Source organism: Streptomyces sp. NBC_01390 (assembly GCF_045040105.1).
Taxonomy (GTDB): Bacteria; Actinomycetota; Actinomycetes; order Streptomycetales; family Streptomycetaceae; genus Streptomyces.
The window spans coordinates 1,692,820-1,714,167 of record NZ_CP109551.1 but is presented as its reverse complement, the minus strand read 5'-3'; the positions used below and the strand labels follow the sequence as shown (position 1 = coordinate 1,714,167).

The following is a 21,348-nucleotide window of genomic DNA, read 5'->3' as shown; positions in this document are numbered from 1 at the left end:
TCCGTGATGCCAGACAGTCGTCCCTCCGCGTGCAGCCTGAGCCAGGCCGGCATGTCGGCCTCGCTCGTCACGGCCCTGCGCTTCCTCGGCTTCGACGCGCACCCCGTGGCGACTGGGGCCGAGGTCTGCCGACGGCTGCGCGTGACGGGGGGCAACACCCCGGTGCTCTTCCTCAGCGCTCGAGACACCGTGGCGGACAAATGTCACGCGCTGGCCATGGGCGGCGACGACTGCATGACCAAGCCCTTTGATCTGACCGAGGTCAGTGCCCGCATCCGCGCACTGATCCGCCGCGCCCGGGCGCCGGCTACGCCGCGGCCTCGCGGTCCCCCCGGCGGTTACACGTCGGCGGGGTCGAACTGGACGAGAAGACCCGGGAGGTGTGGCGGCACGGCCAGCCGGTGCAGCTCTCTGCGACCGAGTTCGCCCTGCTGGAAGTCCTCATGAAGCACGCGGGCGAGGTGATCCCCAAGGCGATGATCCTGGCCGGCGTGTGGAACTACGACTTCCAGGGCGAGTCCGGAGTCGTGGAGACCTACGTCTACTACCTGCGGCGCAAGCTCGGTGACTCCGGCCGTCGCTGATCCGCACTGTGCGCGGTGTGGGCTACATGATGAGTGCCGGCGCTGCGGAGAGCTGAGGGCGCCACGTCCCATCTCGTACGCAACGAAGCTCCGGTTGGAGCGGGGGACCTACCAAGTCGCCCTACTGAACCGGAGCTTTGGTCTGCCCTGGGTCTGATGGCATCGGGTTGCTGGTCATTCGAAGTCATGCACATGACTGCCTAAGTCGCGCCGCACATGAGTTTCCTGCTTTTCCGACACAACATCCATGTCAGAGGCATTGCCGTGCCCATCGCTGAACTCCGCAGAGGAACCATCCACTCCCCGATGGCCGAGGAGGAGGTCACCTATCCCGTAAGCATCGTTCTCTCGCTCCAGCGCGAGCAGACGGCGCCTCTGCTCCGCACCATGCGCAGTCAGCATGTGCTGCCTGCTCTGAGCCACACCTGGGGCTCCGCACAAGCCTACGGTGCCCTGCTGCACCAGGCCGTCACTCCACTCACCGTCCTGGACGTGCCCGGTCCGCAGTGGATCAAGGGGCTCGAGCAACGCGTGCGCGCACTCAGCAACATCTCATCCGTGGTGGTGCTCGTACCTGACCACACGGAGTCCGTAGGGCTTCTGCTGGCAGGGGCCGCCAACGTCATTCCCCGCGACACGCCTGCCGAGGAGCTCGCCAGCAGAATCGCCGCGGAACGGCGATGGCTGGACATGCGGCACTCACCGCAACGGCCTGCAGCAGATGCGGAACAGTACCGCTCGCTGCGACCATGGCAGTACTCACAGCAGGTACTGCTCGACATCCTCAGTTCCGGCTCGCGACCCTGGTGCTGCCATGATCTGTGCCTACTGCTCGGCACAGCCGGGGAGCCGATGAGCCGCCGAGCTCTGCAGGCCAGGACCACGCGGCTCAGCGAGCGTCTCATGCCTCACGGGATATCCCTGGACTACACCGCGCAATGGGGGCGCACGACATTCGTGGGGCTCGTCGAGGGCCCAGGAATGGCTGAACGTCGGCGGTGAAAACCTCGCGGTGAGCACCGCCCGGTGGCGGTAGCATCCGGCCGCCGAGCCGCTGCAGCACCACCAGCGCGCGCAACAGACGGGATCGAACGCATGGCCCGACAGGGACTCGTCGAGCGCCAGCCCTGCGGGATGAACGCGCAGGCCATCGCCAGGTGCACCGGAATGCGCTGGGCGGCGAAGTTGCACAGGAATCCGAGGACTTCACGGACTTGGTTCGGCAACTCGCCGTCGTCGGCGGTGTTGTGAGCCAGGTTGACCGGGGTCGGCGGGCGGCGCATCAAGGATCGTGGCCAGGACCCGGCAGTTGCGGTCGGGCAGCGCAGTCGTGATCAGCTCGTACCGTTCAGCCTCGACCTTGCAGACCAGCTCGGCAAGGATCGTGAACGCGTCCGGGGCGCTGACCTGCCGTCCAGGCGAAGCGCTCTTGACCTGCGCGGCAAGCAGACAGTCGCCGTCCTTGTCGACAAGGTCGAAGTCGACCACGTCGATGGCCGAGACCGAGGTCGTATCCGCGGGCCCCTCGATCCGGTGCTACGAGAGGCCGCCGTACGAAGTGATCTCCGCGTCGGCAGGTTCCCCGCCCCCGGCAACGCGGCAGATCACCGGAAGTCTGCCCCCGAACTGCTCAGGTCGGGACTGTCAGGGCAGGTCGGCCAGGCGCCGCGCCCAGAAGGAGCGGTCGGTCCAGCGTGCCTCCTGGGCGTGGATGACACGGTGGCCGCGCAGGTACGCGCTCCGTGCGGCCGCGACCTGGTCCGCGTAGGCGGCGAGGGCCGAGTCCGCGCCGTCAGGAACGCGACTCAGACGGGCGTCGACGGCCAGGCCCGCGCTCAGCCCGGTGTAGAGGGCGGTCAGCACTCCCTGGGAGGAGAGCGGGTCGAAGGCGACGGCCGCGTCCCCGGCGGCGGTCCAGCCGTCTCCGTACACCCGGTCCAGGTGCGCTGTGTGCGCGGCGGCCCGGCGGGGTGCGGCGGGTGACGTGGGCGGGGGCCCGTCCCGCTGAACCCATCGGGACACGTGGCGGGTGGCCGACATCCGGCGGCGGAAGTGGCGTGCGGTGTGGGTGGCCGCGGGCAGGTCGGTGTCGGTGAAGTAGGCGACCAGGCGCCCGCCGGAGGGCTGCGGGGCGGTGTACCACCAGCCGTCCTCGTCGGACTCGACGAGGGAGCGGCGGTCGGTGTCCAGCGGGTTCGCCTCCAGGGGCGCGTACAGGGCTGTGAGCCGGTCCCGGACCCGCCGCCGGGCCCCGTGCCGGACCGCGATCGCGGCGGCGCGGCCGGTGGCGTCGATCACCCAGCGGCAGCGCACCGTGCGCTCGCCCCCGGACCGGGTACTGGCAGGGCCCGTGCCGCCGCGCAGGACCAGAGTCCAGCCGCCGTCCGGCGTCCGTGCCGTTTCGCGTACGGCCGAGCCCTCGGCGACCTCGGCGCCCGCCGCGCGGGAGGCGTCGCGCAGTCGCCGGTCGAACAACCGCCGGTCGAGGTGCCAGCCATGGCCGTGCGGGTCGTTGATGAAGTCCACGGCGTGCAGGTCGGCCGAACCCCACGCCGAAAGACTGCCGTAGCAGGGCAGATGGCCGGAGTCGAGAACGCGCTCGGCGACGCCGAGGTCGCCGAGCAGGACCCGCCCGGCGGGCACGAGCGTCTCGCCGACCTTGGGCGGCCCGGTGCCGGCGTCCGCCAGCAGAACCGTACGGCCGGCCCGCGCGAGCATGAGCGCGGCGGCGCAGCCGGCCGGGCCGCCGCCCGCCACCACGACGTCGTAGGTGTCCGCGCCGGGAGCGACCGCGGCGCTCACCGTGCGTCGCGGAAGGGATCGAGCTTCTCGAGGTATCCGGCGGTGATCTCCTCCTCGCTGTAGCCGGTCGCCCTGGCTGCTTCGCCGACCGCCCGTGCCGCGGACTCGGCCTCGACGGTTTCGGGGGCGAGCCTTCCCTCGGGCGAGAGGCCCGCCGCCATGGACCGCACATGCGGACCCACCTCGGGCACCTGCACGTTGACGAGGTTCGCCGTGTCCGGTGCCTGATCGAGCGGTTGTCCCGGGTGCGACTCCACCAGGATCCGGTCGGGGAACTTCCCGTCGCCCACGGTGTAGTCGCGCGCCTCGACGACGCCGAGTTTGGCCCAGTCCCTGATCATCTGCGTGCGCTGCTGGTTCATGTTGCCGCTGAGTCCGCGCAGCCAGGTCGCCCGCCGTTCGAACGCCTCCTCCCGGGCGCTGTCGTCGCTCCCGGCCGGCGGGGTGTTGACCTTCTCGAAGTCCTCCAGCTTGAGCACATGGTTGGGTACCTGGGCAGGCCAGAAGGTCGGCAGGTACGGGCTGTACCGGGGCCCCAGGTTGGCCAGCACCTCGTAGCCGGAGCGGCAGCTCGCGGTGTCCGCCTGCCAGGGGGCGGCCATCCAGCGGGTGAGGTCTCCGGCCCCCTGCGCCTGTAGGGGGCCGGTGGCGGAGACCGCCTCGTCCGGAGTGAGGGTGGGCCCGAAGTCGGGTTCCGCGGCGGAGGGCGCGCGGTGCCGGATGCGGAAGGGTGCGCTGAACATGCTCGCGTGCCTGATCGGCCAGGTGACCTCGATCCCCGGGTGGAACGCGTCGGCGGCGCAGCCCTCCAGGGCCGCCCGGTCCAGCAGCGCCGGCTGCTCGGCGACAGGGGCGGCGTCGACCGTGGGGCGCGGCTGCCGCAGGGATCCGGCCACGAACGCCCCGTCCGCCCAACGCTGCAGCATCCAGTCCTGGGTCGGCGACAGCGCCAGGTGCTGAAGCACGGACTTGGGCTTGCTGGCCATGCCGTCGCCGTACAGCCACGGCCACGGCAGCGGGGACTTTCCGTCGCGGTTGTAGTCGCGTAGGGAGGCGTACGTCTGGCGGCGCAGTTCCCGGCTCCGGTTGGACGGATCGGCGAGCCTCTTGCGCATCGCCGGCGAGAGGAAGAAGTTGGGGCCGTTCCAGCCGAACTGGGTCGCGAAACCATGGTTGACCCACTGCAGATCGCAGAACCTGCGGAATATCGGCTCGATGTGATCGGTGAACGAGATCTGCTGCGGGCGGGTCAGCGAACCGGCCTGGACGAAGACGTCGAAGAGCAGGTCGTAGAGGGTACGGACGGACTTCACACCGGGGGCGTAGTGCGGAGGTCCCACCACGACCCAGGCCGGGACGGCGGTCAGGTCCCGGCCGTCGATACTGACCTTCGCCGTCACCGGGCCGTCGGACACGTCGTCGTACCAGGTGTCGTTGTTGGTGACCCCGGTGATCGGCTGGTTCTTGTAGGAGGCGGAGTTTCCCCGGCCACCGAGCACCACCAGGCGGCCGTCGGAACGGGTGGAGATCTCGCCGAGGTACACCGCCTTGTCCATGACCTTGCCGGTGTCGAACTTCTGCGTCTCGGTCTTCGAGCCGCGAACGGTGCGAGTTCCGGGATCGTTGACCAGCTTCTTCCGCGCGACGCCCACGACGTCGGCGTTGCGCCGAGCGTATTGCGCCGCCGTGAGCGTCTTGCCCTCGGGGATGTCCAGCGCCAGATGGAACTGGTACCAGGCGGCCTTCTTGTTGGCCAGATGCACCGTCCACTGGATCTCGGAGACACCCTCGGCGCCCGGCTTCAGCTCCCGTACGACTTCCCCCGCGGCGTTGTAGCCGTACACACGGAATCGGGCGGCCTGCCTCCGGAGCGCCCCGGAACCGTCCTTGTAGGAGCCGGGGTCCGCCGGTTTCTGGTCCGGTGATTCCGGGCCGATGAAGGGTGCTTCGGCGCTGTTGCCGACCCGGGCGACACCGATGGCGGGGTGGATCTTCACCTGCACGATGTGACTGTCCATCAAAGAGCCTTCCGTTGTGGGTTCAACCGGTCGAAGGGCTGTGGCCGTACATGAAGAGGGCGCCGGCCGAGATCGCGTTCCGGCCTACGGCCGCTGCTGCCAGGAAGTTCGGTGTTGGGTCGTCGGGCGGCGGACAGTCTGTGCCGCCCATGATCGCGGCGCCGGAGCAGAAGCGCTCACGGCGCCGCGCCTCGGCACGCGTGAACACCGCGATCAGCGGCCTGAACGCCTTGCCGCGTTCGCCGAGACGCGCGGACCGGTGATCTCGCCCCGTTGTTCGTCGAGGCGGCCCAGAGGGAGGCGGCCCAGAGGGCGACGGCGCCCCGCGGTTGATCGGTGCGGTGTGTGGCAGCCGGGCGGGTTCCGGGTCAGGGCCCCACCTGTCGCCAGTCCGTCACCGGGCCGGGGTTCGTGTGGTCCGTAGGGGTGACCCAGAAGGGTTTGCTCAGCTCGGCGCTGAAATGGGCGCCTGTCCGGCCGTCCCCGGAGGAGCGGCCCGTCAGACGGCGCGCTATCCACGGCAGCAGGTACTGCCGGGCGAAGCGGGCGTCCGCGACCCGGCGCGCGCCCCAGGCGAGCGGTGCCGTGGCCGCCATCGGTGTACGCCACTCCGGGTCCTCGGCCTCGTGGCCGAGGGTCTGCCAGACCGCCTCGGCAACTCGCCGGTGGCCCTCGGCTGTGAGGTGCAGCCGGTCCACGTCCCACAGCCGGGGATCGCCGAGCGACGGGGCGCTGTACAGGTCGACCACGAGGGCGCCGTGCCGGGACGCGAGGTCGTCGATGCAGACGAACAGTTCCTCCATGCGCGGCCGGAAGCGCTCCATGACCGGGCCCTGGCGACCGGGGCTGCGCATCAGCACCAGCTGCTTGCACGCAGGCGCCAGCCGCTCCACGGACTCCTCGAGGAGCCCGCGCACCCGGCCCATGTCGCACTTGGGGCGGAGAGTGTCGTTCAGGCCCCCCACCAGCGTGATGACGTCCGGCTCCATGGCCACCGCCACAGGCACCTGCTCGGCGGCGATCTGCCCGATCAGCTTCCCGCGCACGGCGAGGTTCGCGTACCGGAAACCGGGCGTGCGGGCGGCCATCCGGGTCGCGAGGAGGTCGGCCCAGCCGCGGTAGGTACCGTCCGGCAGCCGGTCCGACATGCCCTCGGTGAAGGAGTCGCCGACCGCGACAAGGCTGGTGTATGAGGTGTTCGTCTGCATGGCGACAGAGATGATAGCCCGTTCACATACCCGGCGGTCGGTCGACCTCTTCGAGGGGGTGGGAGAGGGGCCAGCCGGTCTACGCCCGCTGGCCGAACAGCTCGCGCAGCACGTCCTCCATCGTCACCAGGCCCGCGAGGAGCCCGTCCTCCCCTTGCACCGCCGCGAGGTGCGTACGGCTGCGCCGCATCGCCGTGAGGACGTCGTCCAGGGGAGTGTCCGCCCGTACGCTCGCGATGGTCCGCATGTCCCGCACCTGGAAGGCGAGGTCCCGGGGCGCGGCGTCCAGCGCGTCCTTGACGTGCAGGTAGCCGGCGATCCGGCGCTCGTCGTCCACCACCGGGAAGCGTGAGAAACCCGACTCGGCCGACAACTGCTCCAGCTCCTCCGGAGTGACGCCCACGCGCGCGTAGACGACGCTTTCGAGGGGGAGTGCGACGTCACGCACCGGCCGACGGCCCAGTTCCAGGGCGTCGTGCAGGCGTTCCCGCGCGCGGTCGTCGATGAGTCCCGCCTCGCCGGAGTCCCGGACCAGGCGAGCCAGTTCGGCGTCCGAGAAGGTCGCCGTGACCTCGTCCTTGACCTCGACGCGCAGCAGCTTCAGCAGCGTGTTCGCGAACGCGTTGATCGTGAAGATCACGGGCTTCAGCGCCCGCGCCAGGGTCACCAGGGGTGGCCCGAGCAGCAGTGCGCTGCGCACCGGCTCCGCGAGCGCGATGTTCTTCGGCACCATCTCGCCGAGCAGCATGTGCAGATACGTGGCCAGGGCGAGGGCGATCACGAAGGACACCGCGTGGCCCGCGCTCTCCGGGACGCCCACCGCGTGGAACACCGGCTCAAGCAGATGCGCGATCGCCGGTTCCGCGACCACACCGAGGATCAGGGTGCACAGCGTGATGCCCAGCTGGGCCGCGGCCATCAGCGCGGAAACGTGCTCCAGGCCCCACAGCACGCTCTTCGCCCGCCGGTCGCCGTCAGCACGGTCTCCGTGGGAGCTTTCCGCCCCTTCTGCCCCTTCTTCCATGTACTGCTCGATCTGGCTGCGGCGGACGGAGATCAGCGCGAACTCGGCGCCCACGAAGAAGGCGTTGACGACCAGTGTCGCCAGTCCGATGAGCAGCTGGATGGTGGTCACTTCGCCTCTCCTCCCTCTTCGTGTTCCTTCACGAGCGGCGCGTGCAGCAGCACGCGCGCGGCCCTGCGGCCCGACGCGTCCACCACGTCCAGGCGCCAGCCGGCGACCTCGACCGTGTCACCGGCCTGCGGAATCCGGCCCAGTTCGGTCGCCACGAGGCCCGCGAGCGTCTCGTACGGGCCTTCCGGCAGCCGGAGACCGACGCGGGCGAGCTGGTCGGTGCGGGCCGCGCCGTCCGCGGAGTAGAGGGCGCGGCCCCCGTCGTCCGTGCCGGCGGGGTCGAGGTCGGACGTCTCGTGCGGGTCGTGTTCGTCGCGTACCTCGCCGACGACCTCCTCGACGATGTCCTCCAGCGTGGCCACGCCCGCCGTACCGCCGTACTCGTCGATGACGACGGCCATCGTGCGCTTGCCGGAGAGCCGGTCGAGGAGCCGGTCGACGGTCAGTGACTCGGGGACGAGCAGCGGCTCGCGCATCAGCTCGGAGACGGACACCCGGGTGCGACGCTCCGCCGGCACCGCCAGGCAGTCCTTGATGTGCGCGACGCCCACGACCGAGTCGAGGTTGCCGCGATAGACGGGGAACCGGGACAGCCCTGTCGCCCGCGTCGCGTTCGCCACGTCCTCGCAGGTCGCCTGGGCGTCGAGGGCGACGACCTGGACGCGCGGTGTCATCACGTTCTCCGCGGTGAGGTCGGCGAGATTCAGGGTTCGTACGAACAGTTCCGCGGTGTCGGGCTCCAGGGCGCCCGCCTTGGCGGAGTGCCTGGCCAGTGCCGCCAGTTCCTGGGGTCCGCGCGCGGAGGCCAGCTCCTCGGCCGGCTCGATGCCGAAGAGGCGCACCATACGGTTCGCCGTGTTGTTGAGGTGGGTGATGAACGGCCGGAACGCGGCACTGAACAGGCGCTGTGGCGTCGCCACCCGCTTGGCCACGGCCAGCGGCGCGGAGATCGCCCAGTTCTTGGGCACCAGCTCGCCGACGACCATCAGGAAGACCGTCGACAGCGCCGTACCGATCACCAGGGCCAGCGAGGAGGCCGCCGAGGCCGAGACACCGAGCGATTCGAGCGGGCCCGCGATCAGCGCGGCGATCGACGGCTCGGAGAGCATGCCGACCACGAGGTTGGTGACCGTGATGCCGAGCTGCGCGCCGGAGAGCTGGAACGTGAGGTTCCGTACGGCCTTCAGGGCGCCGGCGGCACCCCGCTCGCCGCGCTCCACCGCACGCTCCAGCTCGCTGCGCTCGACGGTGGTCAGGGAGAATTCCGCCGCGACGAAGGCGCCGCAGGCCAGAGAGAGCAGGATCGCGACCAGGAGCAGAAGCACTTCTGTCATCGGTTCACCTCCGTCCCATGGTCGGGCAGGGCCGGCGGGATCGCTCGACGTCGAGTGGTGCTGTCGCTACTGGGAGGCTCGCCCATGGGCGGACGCTCACACCTTTCCTCGGAGAAGTAACTGGTCCGCCAATGGTAAAGGATGCGCAAAGTGGCTCAGTCGGTGAGAGGCTTCACCCAGCGACGCCACTGCTCCTCGGGCCCGTACCCGGCCGCCCGCCACGCCTGCTGACCGCTCTCGTTGCGCTCCAGCACCATGGCGTCCGCGCGCCGCCCGCCCAGTCGTACGAACCGCTCCTCGGCGGCGGCCAGCAGCGCCGAGCCGATGCCCTGCCGGCGCCGCTCCGGATGCACCGCGAGCCGGTACAGATGGCAGCGCCAGCCGTCTAATCTTGGCTGCTCACAAGCTTCCCGGCGGGTGCCTGCAGCAGTTTGACCCAGCGTCGCCAGTGGTCTTCGCGATGGTAGCCAGTGGCGGCCCAGGTGTGGTGGGCCTGTTCGTTGGCTTCCAGGACCATGGCGTCGACGCGTCGCCCGCCCAGGGCGCCGAAGCGTTGTTCTGCCGCTTCCAGGAGGGCGGTGGCGATGCCTTGCCGACGGTGGTCCGAGTGTACGGCGAGTCGGTAGGCGGAGCATCGCCATCCGTCGAAGCCGGCTATGACGGTTCCTGTGAGGTTGCCGTCGTGCTCTGCGAGGAGCAGGGCTTCGGGGTCTCGTGTGATGAGTCGGGCGACTCCGTCGTGGTCGTCGCTGATGCTCGTTCCTTCCGCGGCTTCGCGCCAGAACTGCAGCACGGTGCCGATGTCCGAGAGGGTGGCGCAGCGGATGTGAAGATCGCTCATGGGGGGAGCCAAGCAGAGCGCTCGCCTGTCTGGCGAACGGGTTTCCCTGCCGGTGAATCGAGAGGGGCAGGCTTGGTCCCGAGTTTCCGCAAGCCGTGAGGCCGTCGGCCGGATCCTCGTGCATCACGGGTTACCAGGTTGAGGACCGACCTGTTCAGGGGTGCCTCACGGAATCGGACTGTGCCCTGCTCGGCCTGCCGCCGTAGCCGGACGCATTGGCCACTCGATCGAGTGTCGGACGGGGCGCGCGTCTGGTGGACCTTGAGCCTTTCGAACGTGAGGGTGGGCGTCCGGCAGTGCGCGTCCTCGACCTGTTTCCGATGACTCATCATGTGGAGTGTGTCGCGATCCTTGAACCGGTCGCGAAGACGGATCCTGGACGAGCAGACCGCCAAGGAGGTTCAGCGCGATCCACAGGCCGCGGCCGTGGCGTTGGGCACCACAGCCGACAAGCTCGCCCGCGCGACCACCGGCGAACTGGACACGCTGGTGGCCTCCTGCCTGGACTTCGAGCACAGCCCGCACAGCGCGGGCGGGCTGTGTGACGTGTCCTTTCTGACCTGTTTGCGCTGTCCGAACGCGCTGATCGCGGAACGTCACCTGTCCAAGCTATTCGCCCTCCTGAACTGGCTCCAGGACGAGCTCGACGCCCGCACCGTCGAGGACTGGATCGGTCAGCACGGCATCACCTGGCTGATCATCACCCGGCTGATCCTGCCGAAGTTCACCCCCGCCCAGCAGGAGCGGGCCCGCCAAGAGGCGCCGGATGCCTTGCCCACCGACCTGCTCGACGGACTGAGGGAGCCTTCGTGACCGACCAAATGGCCGACCGAGTACACGCGAACGTACACAACCAGGGACAGCCCCGCATCGCTCCGGACGCCTTCGTCCTGGCCGGGCGCCCGCTGCTGCCCGGAGCGCGCCTGTCGGACACCTCGCGGTTCAGCGATGACATCTGGCGTCTGAAGCACGCCCAGATGCAGCGGCACCAGACCGACCTCGTCATGAATTTCATGCGGGTCCCGGCGCGGTTCCGGCAAGTGGCGAAGGAGGTGAGCTACATGCTGCTGGCCGGTGACCTGCCGCCGGGCTGCGAGCAGATCCGCACCCTCTCGACGATCCGCAGCTACATGACCGACCTGCGAGTGGCCCTGGTCTGGATGGACGACCACAAAGCCCCTGCTGTCTCCGCGTTGACCACCGGCGACGTCGAAGCCTTCGCCCGGCACGTCGGCGGCCTGCGGGCCAGCCAGGACACCAAGGATTGCTACCACCGGGCCCTGCGGCTGCTGTGGTTGTGTCGGACGAAGATCAGTGACCCGCTGACGTTCGACCCCGCTACGGTCCTCGCCGTCCTCCAGCCACCGAGGTCACGCTCGGCGACTCGACGGGCCAGGGAGAACGCCACCGACCGCATCCCCGAGCAGGTGCTGTCGCCCTATCTGGTCTGGGCTCTGCGCTGGATCAACGACTTCGCGGACGACATCATCGGCGCCCATGACGAGTGGCGGCAGCTGAATGGCTGGTCGATGCCCAGCCGCCGACGACGCGGAGAAAAGCCCCTCGGGTTCGACCAGACCGGCAAGCAGGTCGCCAAGGTCCTCAACCGATACCGGGCCGAGGGCCGACCCCTGCCGGGCTGGCGGGGCGAAGTGAACCGCCAGCACCTCGCCCGTGAGTCGCGGGTCGAGCGGACGAGCCTGGTCAGCAGGGCCCCGGGTGGGAAGCTGCTCCGTGAGGCTGCCGCCGAGATCGGGATCGCCGACGCGACCTACCTGCGAGCACCGGTCCGCGGCCTGCTGGACGGCAAGCCCTGGCACGGGCCGATCGAATACGCAGACGTCGAGCCGCTGACCCGCATGCTGCAGACCGCCTGCTACATCGTGATTGCCTTCCTCTCCGGAATGCCCTCCACCAGTAGTCCTGGGTCTGCGGCGCGGCTGCCGCGCCGTCGACGAGGAGACCGGTGAGCTGCTGATCCAGGGACGCCGAGGAAAGGGATTCGACCGCACCCCACTGGACCCGGTTGATCCGGAGCGGCCCTGGGTGACGGTGCAGCCGGTCCACGACACCATCGCCATGCTGGAGTCCCTTCACGACGCCGATCTCCTGTTTCCCGCCAGCTTGCGCATGAACACCCGCAGAGCACGGCGGTTCGCTCCCCGGACATCGCAGATCAACCGGGACATGGAGATCCTGCTCGCCTGGGTCAACGACACCTTCGCGCCCGGTGACGGGAGCCTGCCGATTCCACCGGATCCCACCAAGCACCTGCACGGCTCACGCTTCAGGAGAACCCTGGCGTACTTCATCGTTCGCCGACCGCGCGGGCTGATCGCCGCCGCATTGCAGTACGCGCACGTCTCCACCAAGGTCACACTCCGCTATGCCGGGGAGGGAGACTCCTCGTGGCTGGAGGACCTGGCGGTCGAGAAGCTGGAGATGGTCCTGGAACAGAACGACGACGACTGGACCCGGATCCAGGACGGTGAGCACGTCAGCGGGCCGTCCGCCGACGAGTACCGCTCCCGGGCGTCCGGTGTCGCGCGGTTCTCCGGGCGCGTGGTGCGCTCCGTCCGCAGTGTGGAGCGGCTGCTCGACCAGGCCGATCCCGACATCCACCACGGTGACGCCATGACCTGCGTCCACCGCGCGGAGACGGCCGAGTGCCGCAAAGAGAAGCTCGCCCTCGGGCTGCCGGCGGACAGCGGCCCCGACGAGTCGTTCTGCCGAAGCTCGTGCACCAACCTGGTCTACACCGACCGCGACATCGCCCAGCTCCGCAGCAAGATCCCCGCCTGGGAGGCGACAGCATACGATCCCCTCGCACCGCAGCCGCGGCGGGCCCGCGCCGCCGCCCTGGCCACACAAGCCCGCTCGATCATCGAGGCCCACGAGGCGATCCGGCCCGCCAGCAGCGAGGACGGTGACGCGGCATGACAGGCACAAGCAGAGACAAGGACGCCGAACGCACAGCGATCCGTGCCGCCGCCGCCCGCCTGCTCGCCGGAACACCACTGCGGTCGACGACTGGGAAACTCACCGGCAGCGAACTGATCATCGAAAGCGGCCTGCGGCGCGACGCCGTCTACGGCGACCACAAGGACCTCATGGAGGAGTTCCAGGCCCAGGCCAAGGCCCGGTCCTACACACCGGATGCGGTCCGGAAGGTCGCCGAGGAGAACGTCGCGCTGAAACAGGAGCTCAAGGACGCCAAGGCGGCGCTGGCCGCAGAGCGGGAGAGGAACTCGGCACTGGTGCGGGTCGCCGCCGAGCTGTCGCTCGAACTGGAACAGGCCCGCGCCGACCTCGAATCCGCGCGCAACGTACCCCGGCTGCCCGGAACGCGTTCCCCCCGCCTTCCTCCACGACGGCGCAGGTGACCTGACTTTCCCGAGCCGCTACCCGCGATACGGTGCCCGGGCAGACCGCGCCAAGGGAAGGACGACGCGCATGGACTTTCGCCCTGTCACGCGGGCCCCCGGGGCCTTCCAGCAGTCCGTGCCCCCGGAAGAGATCGAGGCGATCTGCCGCCGCGCCTTCGGAACGGACACCAAGGTTGTTTCGGCGACCGAGCTCGGCACCGGGATGTACAACACGACGTACCGGGTCACCGCCGAGGGCCAGGAGCGGGCGGTGATTCTCCGGATCGCCCCGGAGCCGGAGCGTCAGTTCACCTCGGAACGGGCCTTGATGCGCAACGAGTACGCCAGCCTGCCCTACCTCGCGACGCTCGCGCCTCTCATGCCGCGCGTCCTCGCGGCCGACTTCACCCACGAGATCATCGGCCGCGACTACATGGTGCAGTCACTCCTCGACGGCATCCCGGCGACCGAGCACCTGCGCACGTACCCGCGCTCGGCGTGGCCGGTGTACTACCAGCAGCTCGGCGAGATCGCACGGCGCGTCCACGACGTCCGCGGCCCCGCCTTCGGGCCCATCACCGGTCCCGCGTACGGCAGTTGGAGCGAGGCGGTCGCCGCCTCCTTGGAGGACATTGCCACAGACCTGGAGGGCGTCGGCCTCGACGCCGCCGACGTCCGCAAGGTCATCACGGCAGTACACCACCACCAGGCTGTCCTCGACGAGATCACCGAACCTCGGATGCTGGCTGGGGATTTGTGGCTCCCCAACACACACCTTGATCACCAGGCCCCGGAACCCGCGATCACCGGCACGTACGACTTCGACCGGACATGGTGGGGAGACCCTGCGGCCGACTGGACCATCCGCATGGTCACGGCCAAGTCCGACGAGCGACAGACGTTCTGGGAGACCTACGGGCCCTTGGACCAGTCCGAAAACGCTCTTTGGCGCCAGAAGGTCTACGAGGCCCGGCATCTCGGCGCCATCCGCCTTGAGCGGCACCGCCTAGGCAACCGTGATGGGGTACGCGCGAGCTACGACTCCATGGCGTCCATCCTGGCCATCGTGGGCTGAAACATCGTCAGCTAGGAAAAAGGTCGCGTCTTTCCGGAGCCGAACAAGACGAACCCGGCCCATTCGCGTGGTGGACGGCCTGCGGCGATCCGGTCGAGCGCGGCCCGGCGAACGGCCTCTGCTACATCGGTGTGGGCCAGATGCCGGTAGAACGCGGTTGCGAAACGACTCGCCGCGCCGTCCGCGATCTGCCAGGAGGTACCGAGCACATTGGCGGCGCCGGCCTCCATGAACGCGGGGAGGAGTCCGTACAGCTCGTCTCCCGGCCCGAACCGATAGGTCGCCCCGTTGCAGACGTTGAGGTAGACGAGGTCGCAGCCGCGCAGCGGAAGCTCGCGGACCCGGGCACTGGTGAGTTCGGGACCGGCCAGCTGGACGGCGTGGCCGTGCAAAGCGTGGGCACTTGGGAACTCGCCGTGGGAGGCGATGTGCAGCACCCGGGCCCGCTCTGCGTGTGCCGCGAGTGCTTCTACGTCGGCCTCCGTTCCGGAGAGCGACACCAGCGGCATTTCACCGATCGCCTCGCGCAGCGCGGTCAGTTCTCGGCGGCTCGCCGGGAGGGGCGGCGTGCCGTCGGCCGTCGCAGGCTCGGTCAGCGCCACGATCGAGGTGCGTGCCGGCTCCCGTTGTGATCGCAGCAGGGCCCAACTTGAGGCGCTGGGCGCGACCGTGAGAGCGGTGTGCGTAACGAGTGGGTTGCCGTCGGGGCCTCGCAACGCGGCGAAGGGCACCGCGTGCAGGGGGCCGTGCGGCACGAGGACCATTCGCGGGAACTCACGGGGCGAGAGTCCTGCCTTCTCCAGAGGTTCGATGAGCAACCGCCAAAGCTTGGAGAGCGCTTCGCCCGGATCCGTGTCGTCGTCGGAGAGGATCTGGTGGCGGGTCTCGGAAACGAGCGCCGTCAGCGGGTTGATGTCGCGCGGCGGCCGGTCGCCGATGGCGATCGACAAAACGGAGGGGTCACCCTTGAGGCTGGGCGCGCGCAGGGTGAACAACTCGCCGCGCGCCAGGGCAAGAAGGTAGATCTCCGGGTATGGCTGGTTCCAGTGGTGGACCACGATGTAGTAGACGAGAAGCTCGTCGGAATCGACGGTGCGTTCGAGGGTGTCCAGCGGGACGGTCAGTGCGGCCTCGTGCCGACCGCTCGCGAGGACGGTGTGGTCGCCTTCCAACTCCAGCAACCCCGAGGTTCGGGAGAGCGCCCGGTCGGCGTGGTAAGAGCGCTCGAACAGCGGGAGCGTGCTGACCAGTTCGAGCTGTTCGAGCTGCGAGTCCTGATAGTCCCCGTCCGGGACTGGGCTGAACGGCAGGAGTTGCGCTTCGCGCTGTTCGAGCGCGCGGTTCGTGGCTGCGCCCGGCCCGCGGGCGATCCCGTCGAGCAGAGTCCTGGCACGGAACGGCTCGATCAGGTCGTACAGGTCGGTGACGAGCGCGGTCGGCCGTTCATTCAGGCGCCGCACTAGTTCGCGCATGTGGAAGTCGTGCAGTGTCTCCGTCACCCAGATCCGTCCGGTTTTCGTCCGGCACATCGCGCGGACCTCTTCATAGGCCGACAGCAGGACATCGCAAAACGGGACCCGGTCGAAGTCCGCGATCAGGTGCTCGTCGTAGGTCTGGTGGAGGATCGCCGCACGGTGGAGCCAGCCGAAAGCCGCAGTCAGGCCGCCCTCCACGACACCGGGATCGTGGAGGTGTAGGGAGTATCCGAAGCGTTGGATCGCGACGTGGGCGCTCCCGTTGTCGCGGGACAGCTGGCCGAGCGACCAGGACGTTGCCGCAGACTTGTCCAAGTCTGCACCGAATCGGAAGGCCGTGGGCACCGTCCACTCCGCCAGTGCGGCCAGCGCACGCGCCGCGTCATTGAACGCGTCGAGCCGGTTCGCTGCATCCTCGGTGTTCGGCCACTGCCCCAGCTCTTCTTGCGTACCGACCAAACGATCCGCTACGACGCCCAGGAGGCTGACATATGTCGTGTAGTAGTAGTTCGGCTCTTCGGTGAGATCCGGTGTGTAGCTGCCACCTGCTCCGTGCAGATGGTCCAGAACGAGCATGAGCCAGTCGTCGGCGTTCGCATCGTCGTCGGCCTCTGCAGCGAACCAGGCGCAGTCGGCCGCCATGACCAGGGCACCGAAACAGGTGTGGCGGTCCTGGATCCGGACCGCCCGGTCGGCGACAGACCGGGCCATGCTTCTGATCGTCTCAAGGCGTTCGACCTCGGTGAAGGCCATGAACCCCGCGCGGCATCCCTCCAGATTGGCCCTGATGGCGAGGCGTTCGTCACCGACATCGTCGTAAAGGATCCCTGCGGCCTGTGCCTGATAGAACGCGTCCTCGTAGCGTTCGGACTGCATGGAATCTTCGTGGATTTCCATGAGCCGGGCCGCTGTCCGGGCCGGATCAGTGCGGAACGGGTACGCCGTCAGTTGTTCAACTCGTGACGGCTCCTCGGTGACCCACTCCATCAGTCCGCGCGCGTCGTGGTCGGCAGGGTCACCTCTACGAGCGAACACCGTTCCCCCTGCCGCTGTGAGATTGCGGGACGTACGAGCATTTCTCCCGTTACATTGTCCGTCATGGGCGGGCCAGTTGGGGGAACACGGGCGGATGCAGTAGAAGTGCTGCGAGACGTGCTGGACTGGCGGCTACGATCTGATGCCTGGCCCCGGATCGCGTCGCTGATCGAGTCGGTCGCCGCGGCCCCAGACGACACAATGCTCGCCTGGGCCATCGCGGACCTTGAGGCGCTTGGTCCCATGCGGGCAACCCGGCTCGGCTCCGCTCCGACGCTTCCCCCGCCCGCTGACGTGCGCGAGCGGGTCGCCGACGTGATCCGCGCACTCATCCTGGCGGAGCCCGGCCCAGGCGACAGGGAACCCGAGGCCAGGTGAACGCCCCGCTCCTCGACCCGGAACTGATCCTCCACGTCTTCGCTCAGGCCGAGGGGCCGGAAGCTGCCGATGCCCGCCACCGGCTGGCCGAGATCTGGGCTGCCTGCCGCGAACAGCTCGGCATGGACCAACTCGTCCCGGGGACCGGTCTGCCGAACGTACTACCCGAGCAACTCCGGGAGCAGATCGCCGGGACACCGGTCGCTGCCGCGCAAAGTCCCGGCAACAAGGTGTTCCAGATGGTCTTACACCGTCATTACGGGATGTACACGCTGTCACTGGTGCTCGCGCCCGACTCGGGCAGCCCCGGGTGGTGGGCGGAGGCAGACGCGCTGTGGAACGAGATCATTGGCGCGTCCCAGGACGGGCTGATCGGCGAAGCCCGATTGTTCCTCGCGAAAACATCTCAAGACGTCTCGGACAGGACGGTTGCGCAGAGTGTCCGAGATGCGATGGCGCAGGTGACCGATAACGCTCTGCGCGACCAAAGCGTCTCGGACGGGTTCGCGGTCTGGGAGGCATCAGCCCGTGCCGACACCCGGATGACGCGCAGACTCGCCATCGTCGCGCCAGCTGTGCGCGAACCGGAGCTCAGTGCCTGGACGTGGTCGCACGGCGGCCTCGAAGCCCCGCCTCTGGCCCGCTACCTCGCCCACGCTGCAAAGATCCGGCACGCGCTCCGGACCTGGGACGACGGACGGCCCCTGCGCAACCTGCGCCAGCGGGTGAACACCGCCGTCGACGGCCTACTCGACCTGATCTCCACCGGGTCGAGAGAACCGGAACCCATCAGCACTGCGTCCGCCGGACTGACCGCCTTGCTCGCCGACCGCACCGGATTGGTCGTGGCCGACACGTGGCTGCGCGAAACCAGGCGCGGCGTCGAGATCTCCATATCCAACATGCGAGCCTTCCTGCCTGAGCCGCCAGACGAGTCAAGTCCGTTCGCGGCCGACCTCATCCTCGCCGAATGGTTCCTCACCCGCCTCGACGACGATCTGATCTACGTGGTCGCCGTGCGCGACCGCGCGCGCGAGGTCGCAGCGCTGACCGACCGCGTCCTCACCGCCTCTGCTCAAGCACGCGAGCAGGCATCCCGACACCGCCAGGAACAGTTCGGTCTGCTGCAGGCCGCACTCATAGGCGCAGTCCTCATGGTCCTCACCGCGATCCAGGCTCTCGGCTACCAAGTTCCGGTACCCGAAGAGGTCAAACCCGCGATCGTGGCTGCGCTGGGCGCGGTCGTGCTCCTGCTTTCGATGCGAGCCTTGGTCCTGGCCCTGCCCGCCCGCCGCGCCGCGCTGGTCTGGGCCTACCGCGGAGCGGCCGCGCTGACAGCGGTCACACTGGTCTGGACGGCCCTGTCCTGGATCCTGGACTGACACACCATAAGTTAACGCCGGGGGGCCAGATTCTGGTGAAGACAAGCTGCCACAAGGCTCTGAAATCCACATGCTGGGGAAATCCCGTTGACTCCTGTTTGACGGGCGACGAAGTCGTCTTGGAGTAACCCTCGCAGTACCCGACAGCACCGCTTCCGACAAGTGACTTGCCTAGTGAACGGTCCACAGGTCTCCGGTCAGCAGCCTCGGTTCGGAGACTTCGTCCAGCACAGCGCGGTCGTGCGCTGCCGCCGCGGCGACCTTCCGTACGTCGGCCGCGTCCAGGCCGACGCCGTCCAGGTCGGCGGCGATCTCCTCCAGCGACGTGATCACCGCCTCGCTCCACGTCCCGTACCCCGGGCCGCCGACGGGCCCGAAGTACGGTCCGCGCACGTCGTGCACGGAGCGGGTGATGGCGCCCATCTGCCGGAAGAACGTCGGCCACGCGGTGCGCGGGTACGTCCCCAGGTGCTCTGGAGCCGGGACGCCGTCCAGGTACGTCTGGATCATCCAGTCCCGGCCGATCACCTCGTGCGACCAGTCCGCCGCGATCACTCGTGGCATCAGCGGCGCGATCACTGCCAGCCAGGGCACGGAGGCGTATTCGTTGCGCATCAACTGCTGCTCGGAACGGAACTGACTGCCCGCCTCCGGCGCCACCCGCAGGATCACGGGCCGGTCCTGGCCGGCCAGCTCGACCTTGTACGTGCTGTTGGACATGCCCATGCCCAACTCAACGGCGGACAGCGGGCGGCTCTCGGCTCCGAAGGCAGGGCGGTTTCAAAGTCCTGAACTTCATGAATTTATGCAGGTCACGGCCGTTCGACGGTGTATCGGTGACCCGCCACGTACGCAACGAAGCTCCAGTTGAAGGGGTGACCTTGCCAAGTCGCCCTGTCCAACCGGAGCTTCGATGTGCCGTCAGTCTGCCAGTGTCTGCCTGATCAAGTCGCCCTCGCGTCAGCACCGCGCGCTCCCGCATCTGTCGCAGCGGCTGGTCACGCTGGCCGATCCGCGCCATCGGCGCGGGAGGCGTCACTCGTTCGTGAGCGTCCTGCTGATCGCCTGCTCCGCCGTACTGGCCGGGGCCCGCTCGTTCACGGCGATCGGACAATGGGCCAGGTCGGCCCCGCAGACGGCCCTCGCCCGGCTCGGCGCCCGCGTCGCCACGGTGTTCAGCGTCCGCGTCGCGCCGAGCGCGGCGACCGTGCGCCGCGTCCTGAACGCGGTCTGCCCGGGCGGGCTCGCCGACCTGCTCGGCACCGATCCAGCCGGGGCCGGCACCCTCGCGGTGGACGGCAAGAGCGCCCGGGGCTCGCGCACCGCAACCGGCCCGGCCGCGCACCTGCTGGCCGCGATGACCGGCGCCGGACAGACGGTCACCCAGTTGCGGGTGCCGGACAAGACCAACGAGATCACCTGTTTCGCCGCCCTGCTGGAGCCGTTCGACCTGGCCGGAGTCACAGTGACCGCCGACGCGCTGCACACCCAGCGCGCCCACGCCCGGTTCCTGGTGGAGGAGAAGCAGGCGCACTTCCTGCTGGTGGTCAAAGCCAACCAGCCCGGGCTGTTGCGGCAGTTGAGGGCACTGCCATGGAAGCATGCCACCGCCCGGCGCTACGACCGCGAGACGGGGCACGGCCGCAAGGAGACGAGGGCGGACCAGGGCCTTGACGGTCACCGACCTCGGCCTGGACTTTCCCCATGCGGTCCAGGCCGTGAAAATCCTGCGCCACCGCACCGACATCAGGACCTGCAAGGTCACCCGGCAGACCGTCTACGCGCTCACCGACCTGACAGCCCGCCAGGCATCCCCCCAGCGGCTCGGACAGCTGGCCCGTTCCCAATGGGTGATCGAGAACCGGCTCCACTTCGTCCGCGACACCACCTTCACCGAAGACGCCTCGAAGATCCGCACCGGACACGGGCCGCAGAACATGGCCACACTCCGCAGCTTCGCGATCAACGTCCTGCGAACAGCAGGCCACGCCAACATCGCCGCCGGAATCCGCGAGATGTCCTACGAGCCCTTCCGCCGTCCGCTCGACCTCCTCGGGCTGAGCTGACCGGCAACGATTCAAGATCATCAGACTTTGCAACAGCCCTGGGCCGGGCCAGGTCGGTGCAGGAAGGCTTCAGAAGGCGAGTCCCACGTGGTCGCTGAGCACGTAGCGGATGGCAGTGAGGGCCGTATCCGTGGCGCGCGAGCGAGTCGTCCGAGTACAGCTCGTGGTCGTAGCGGAGGCGGTGCCAGCGTACGGAGATGGGGTCGGCCTTAGCGCAGAGATCCCGTCTCCCTGCGAGCCATCGCTGTCCTTCGCGGCCGAACGCGGCCTGGAGATGGGCGAGTTCGACGTCCTCACGACGCTGCAGCGCTCAGGCCCGCCGTACGAGCTGACCGCGGGCGCCTTCCGTAAGGCCGCCATGGTCACCTCGGGCGCGATCACCAACCGCATCGACCGCATGGAGGCCAAGGGGCTGGTCGAGCGGGTACGCGACACCGGCGACCGCCGCACGGTCAAGATCCGCCTCACCGAGCGCGGCCACGACGTCACCCGTACCTTCATGAAGGAACACCTCGCCAACGAGGCCCGCCTCCTCGCGGACTTCGACCGCGAGGAGTGCGAGGAACTGGCGGCAAAGCTGCGCAAGCTGCTCGTGGCGCTGGGGGACACCACCATCAAGTGACCTCCCGCGTGGGCTGGTTGAGCCGCGG

22 protein-coding genes and 2 pseudogenes are annotated in these 21,348 nt (G+C 68.9%); 13 read left to right on the top strand and 11 right to left on the bottom strand.

Going from position 1 to position 21,348, the window contains the following annotated elements; translation table 11 throughout:
- Window positions 1-6 precede the first annotated feature (6 nt).
- The 3 genes from OG241_RS07525 to OG241_RS07515 all read left to right on the top strand — a co-directional run bounded on the left by OG241_RS07525 (window position 7) and on the right by OG241_RS07515 (window position 1,586).
- Window positions 7-447 carry a response regulator gene (locus OG241_RS07525; RefSeq protein ID WP_405814441.1) on the top strand — a complete coding sequence of 147 codons (441 nt, stop codon included), beginning with the start codon at window positions 7-9 and terminating at the stop codon, window positions 445-447.
- Window positions 402-584 carry a helix-turn-helix domain-containing protein gene (locus tag OG241_RS07520; RefSeq protein ID WP_405814440.1) on the top strand — a complete coding sequence of 61 codons (183 nt, stop codon included), beginning with the start codon at window positions 402-404 and terminating at the stop codon, window positions 582-584. Before OG241_RS07525 ends, OG241_RS07520 begins: the two co-directional genes overlap by 46 nt.
- 306 nt (window positions 585-890) lie before the next feature.
- Window positions 891-1,586 (top strand): hypothetical protein, encoded by a 696-nt coding sequence (locus OG241_RS07515; RefSeq protein ID WP_405814439.1) that lies wholly within the window; start codon window positions 891-893, stop codon window positions 1,584-1,586.
- A 204-nt stretch (window positions 1,587-1,790) separates the two neighbouring features.
- Here OG241_RS07515 and OG241_RS07510 read toward each other — a convergent pair whose 3' ends face one another.
- The 9 genes and pseudogenes from OG241_RS07510 to OG241_RS07470 all read right to left on the bottom strand — a co-directional run bounded on the left by OG241_RS07510 (window position 1,791) and on the right by OG241_RS07470 (window position 9,922).
- Window positions 1,791-2,072 (bottom strand): hypothetical protein, encoded by a 282-nt coding sequence (locus OG241_RS07510; protein ID WP_405814438.1) that lies wholly within the window; start codon window positions 2,070-2,072, stop codon window positions 1,791-1,793.
- A gap of 156 nt (window positions 2,073-2,228) precedes the next feature.
- The gene (locus OG241_RS07505) at window positions 2,229-3,386 is read right to left on the bottom strand and encodes an NAD(P)/FAD-dependent oxidoreductase (protein ID WP_405814437.1); all 1,158 of its coding nucleotides are present in this window, start codon (window positions 3,384-3,386) and stop codon (window positions 2,229-2,231) included.
- A complete protein-coding gene (locus OG241_RS07500; protein ID WP_405814436.1) occupies window positions 3,383-5,404 on the bottom strand; it encodes a LodA/GoxA family CTQ-dependent oxidase in 2,022 nt (673 codons plus the stop codon). The genes OG241_RS07505 and OG241_RS07500 overlap by 4 nt, the downstream gene beginning before the upstream one ends.
- 22 nt (window positions 5,405-5,426) lie before the next feature.
- A complete protein-coding gene (locus tag OG241_RS07495) occupies window positions 5,427-5,612 on the bottom strand; it encodes a hypothetical protein (protein WP_405814435.1) in 186 nt (61 codons plus the stop codon).
- Between the two features lie 160 nt (window positions 5,613-5,772).
- The gene (locus tag OG241_RS07490; protein WP_405814434.1) at window positions 5,773-6,612 is read right to left on the bottom strand and encodes an SGNH/GDSL hydrolase family protein; all 840 of its coding nucleotides are present in this window, start codon (window positions 6,610-6,612) and stop codon (window positions 5,773-5,775) included.
- A 79-nt stretch (window positions 6,613-6,691) separates the two neighbouring features.
- Window positions 6,692-7,747 (bottom strand): hemolysin family protein, encoded by a 1,056-nt coding sequence (locus OG241_RS07485; protein ID WP_405814433.1) that lies wholly within the window; start codon window positions 7,745-7,747, stop codon window positions 6,692-6,694.
- Window positions 7,744-9,081 (bottom strand): hemolysin family protein, encoded by a 1,338-nt coding sequence (locus OG241_RS07480; protein ID WP_405814432.1) that lies wholly within the window; start codon window positions 9,079-9,081, stop codon window positions 7,744-7,746. Before OG241_RS07480 ends, OG241_RS07485 begins: the two co-directional genes overlap by 4 nt.
- A 155-nt stretch (window positions 9,082-9,236) precedes the next feature.
- Window positions 9,237-9,467: pseudogene (locus OG241_RS07475) on the bottom strand (GNAT family N-acetyltransferase); the annotation flags it as partial.
- Complete coding sequence (locus OG241_RS07470) at window positions 9,467-9,922, bottom strand: GNAT family N-acetyltransferase (protein WP_405814431.1); 456 nt, start codon at window positions 9,920-9,922, stop codon at window positions 9,467-9,469. The gene OG241_RS07470 and the pseudogene OG241_RS07475, both read right to left, overlap by 1 nt.
- Window positions 9,923-10,261: 339 nt before the next feature.
- On the opposite strand from OG241_RS07470, the gene OG241_RS07465 reads away from it, so the two are divergent.
- From OG241_RS07465 to OG241_RS07445, 5 genes are all read left to right on the top strand, one after another.
- Window positions 10,262-10,735 carry a hypothetical protein gene (locus OG241_RS07465; RefSeq protein WP_405826894.1) on the top strand — a complete coding sequence of 158 codons (474 nt, stop codon included), beginning with the start codon at window positions 10,262-10,264 and terminating at the stop codon, window positions 10,733-10,735.
- Complete coding sequence (locus tag OG241_RS07460; protein WP_405814429.1) at window positions 10,732-11,892, top strand: hypothetical protein; 1,161 nt, start codon at window positions 10,732-10,734, stop codon at window positions 11,890-11,892. The genes OG241_RS07465 and OG241_RS07460 overlap by 4 nt, the downstream gene beginning before the upstream one ends.
- Window positions 11,893-11,968: 76 nt before the next feature.
- Complete coding sequence (locus tag OG241_RS07455; protein ID WP_405814428.1) at window positions 11,969-12,862, top strand: hypothetical protein; 894 nt, start codon at window positions 11,969-11,971, stop codon at window positions 12,860-12,862.
- Window positions 12,859-13,305, top strand: coding sequence for a hypothetical protein (locus OG241_RS07450; protein ID WP_405814427.1), 447 nt, complete (start codon window positions 12,859-12,861; stop codon window positions 13,303-13,305). Before OG241_RS07455 ends, OG241_RS07450 begins: the two co-directional genes overlap by 4 nt.
- Window positions 13,306-13,375: 70 nt before the next feature.
- Window positions 13,376-14,362, top strand: a complete 987-nt coding sequence (locus OG241_RS07445) for a phosphotransferase family protein (protein ID WP_405814426.1) — start codon at window positions 13,376-13,378, stop codon at window positions 14,360-14,362.
- An 11-nt stretch (window positions 14,363-14,373) separates the two neighbouring features.
- Here OG241_RS07445 and OG241_RS07440 read toward each other — a convergent pair whose 3' ends face one another.
- Complete coding sequence (locus OG241_RS07440; RefSeq protein ID WP_405814424.1) at window positions 14,374-16,713, bottom strand: CHAT domain-containing protein; 2,340 nt, start codon at window positions 16,711-16,713, stop codon at window positions 14,374-14,376.
- Between the two features lie 264 nt (window positions 16,714-16,977).
- On the opposite strand from OG241_RS07440, the gene OG241_RS07435 reads away from it, so the two are divergent.
- Together OG241_RS07435 and OG241_RS07430 are read left to right on the top strand one after the other, a co-directional pair.
- Window positions 16,978-17,250 carry a CATRA system-associated protein gene (locus tag OG241_RS07435; RefSeq protein ID WP_405814422.1) on the top strand — a complete coding sequence of 91 codons (273 nt, stop codon included), beginning with the start codon at window positions 16,978-16,980 and terminating at the stop codon, window positions 17,248-17,250.
- The gene (locus OG241_RS07430; protein ID WP_405814421.1) at window positions 17,247-18,632 is read left to right on the top strand and encodes a CATRA conflict system CASPASE/TPR repeat-associated protein; all 1,386 of its coding nucleotides are present in this window, start codon (window positions 17,247-17,249) and stop codon (window positions 18,630-18,632) included. Before OG241_RS07435 ends, OG241_RS07430 begins: the two co-directional genes overlap by 4 nt.
- A gap of 171 nt (window positions 18,633-18,803) precedes the next feature.
- Here OG241_RS07430 and OG241_RS07425 read toward each other — a convergent pair whose 3' ends face one another.
- Complete coding sequence (locus OG241_RS07425) at window positions 18,804-19,358, bottom strand: phosphotransferase family protein (RefSeq protein WP_405814420.1); 555 nt, start codon at window positions 19,356-19,358, stop codon at window positions 18,804-18,806.
- Between the two features lie 187 nt (window positions 19,359-19,545).
- Here OG241_RS07425 and OG241_RS07420 point away from each other — a divergent pair.
- From OG241_RS07420 to OG241_RS07410, 3 genes and pseudogenes are all read left to right on the top strand, one after another.
- Window positions 19,546-20,256 (top strand): annotated as a pseudogene (locus OG241_RS07420) (ISAs1 family transposase); the annotation flags it as partial.
- 46 nt (window positions 20,257-20,302) lie between these two features.
- Window positions 20,303-20,698 carry a transposase gene (locus OG241_RS07415; protein ID WP_405814419.1) on the top strand — a complete coding sequence of 132 codons (396 nt, stop codon included), beginning with the start codon at window positions 20,303-20,305 and terminating at the stop codon, window positions 20,696-20,698.
- A gap of 109 nt (window positions 20,699-20,807) precedes the next feature.
- Window positions 20,808-21,320, top strand: coding sequence for a MarR family winged helix-turn-helix transcriptional regulator (locus tag OG241_RS07410; protein ID WP_405814418.1), 513 nt, complete (start codon window positions 20,808-20,810; stop codon window positions 21,318-21,320).
- Window positions 21,321-21,348: the final 28 nt, after the last annotated feature.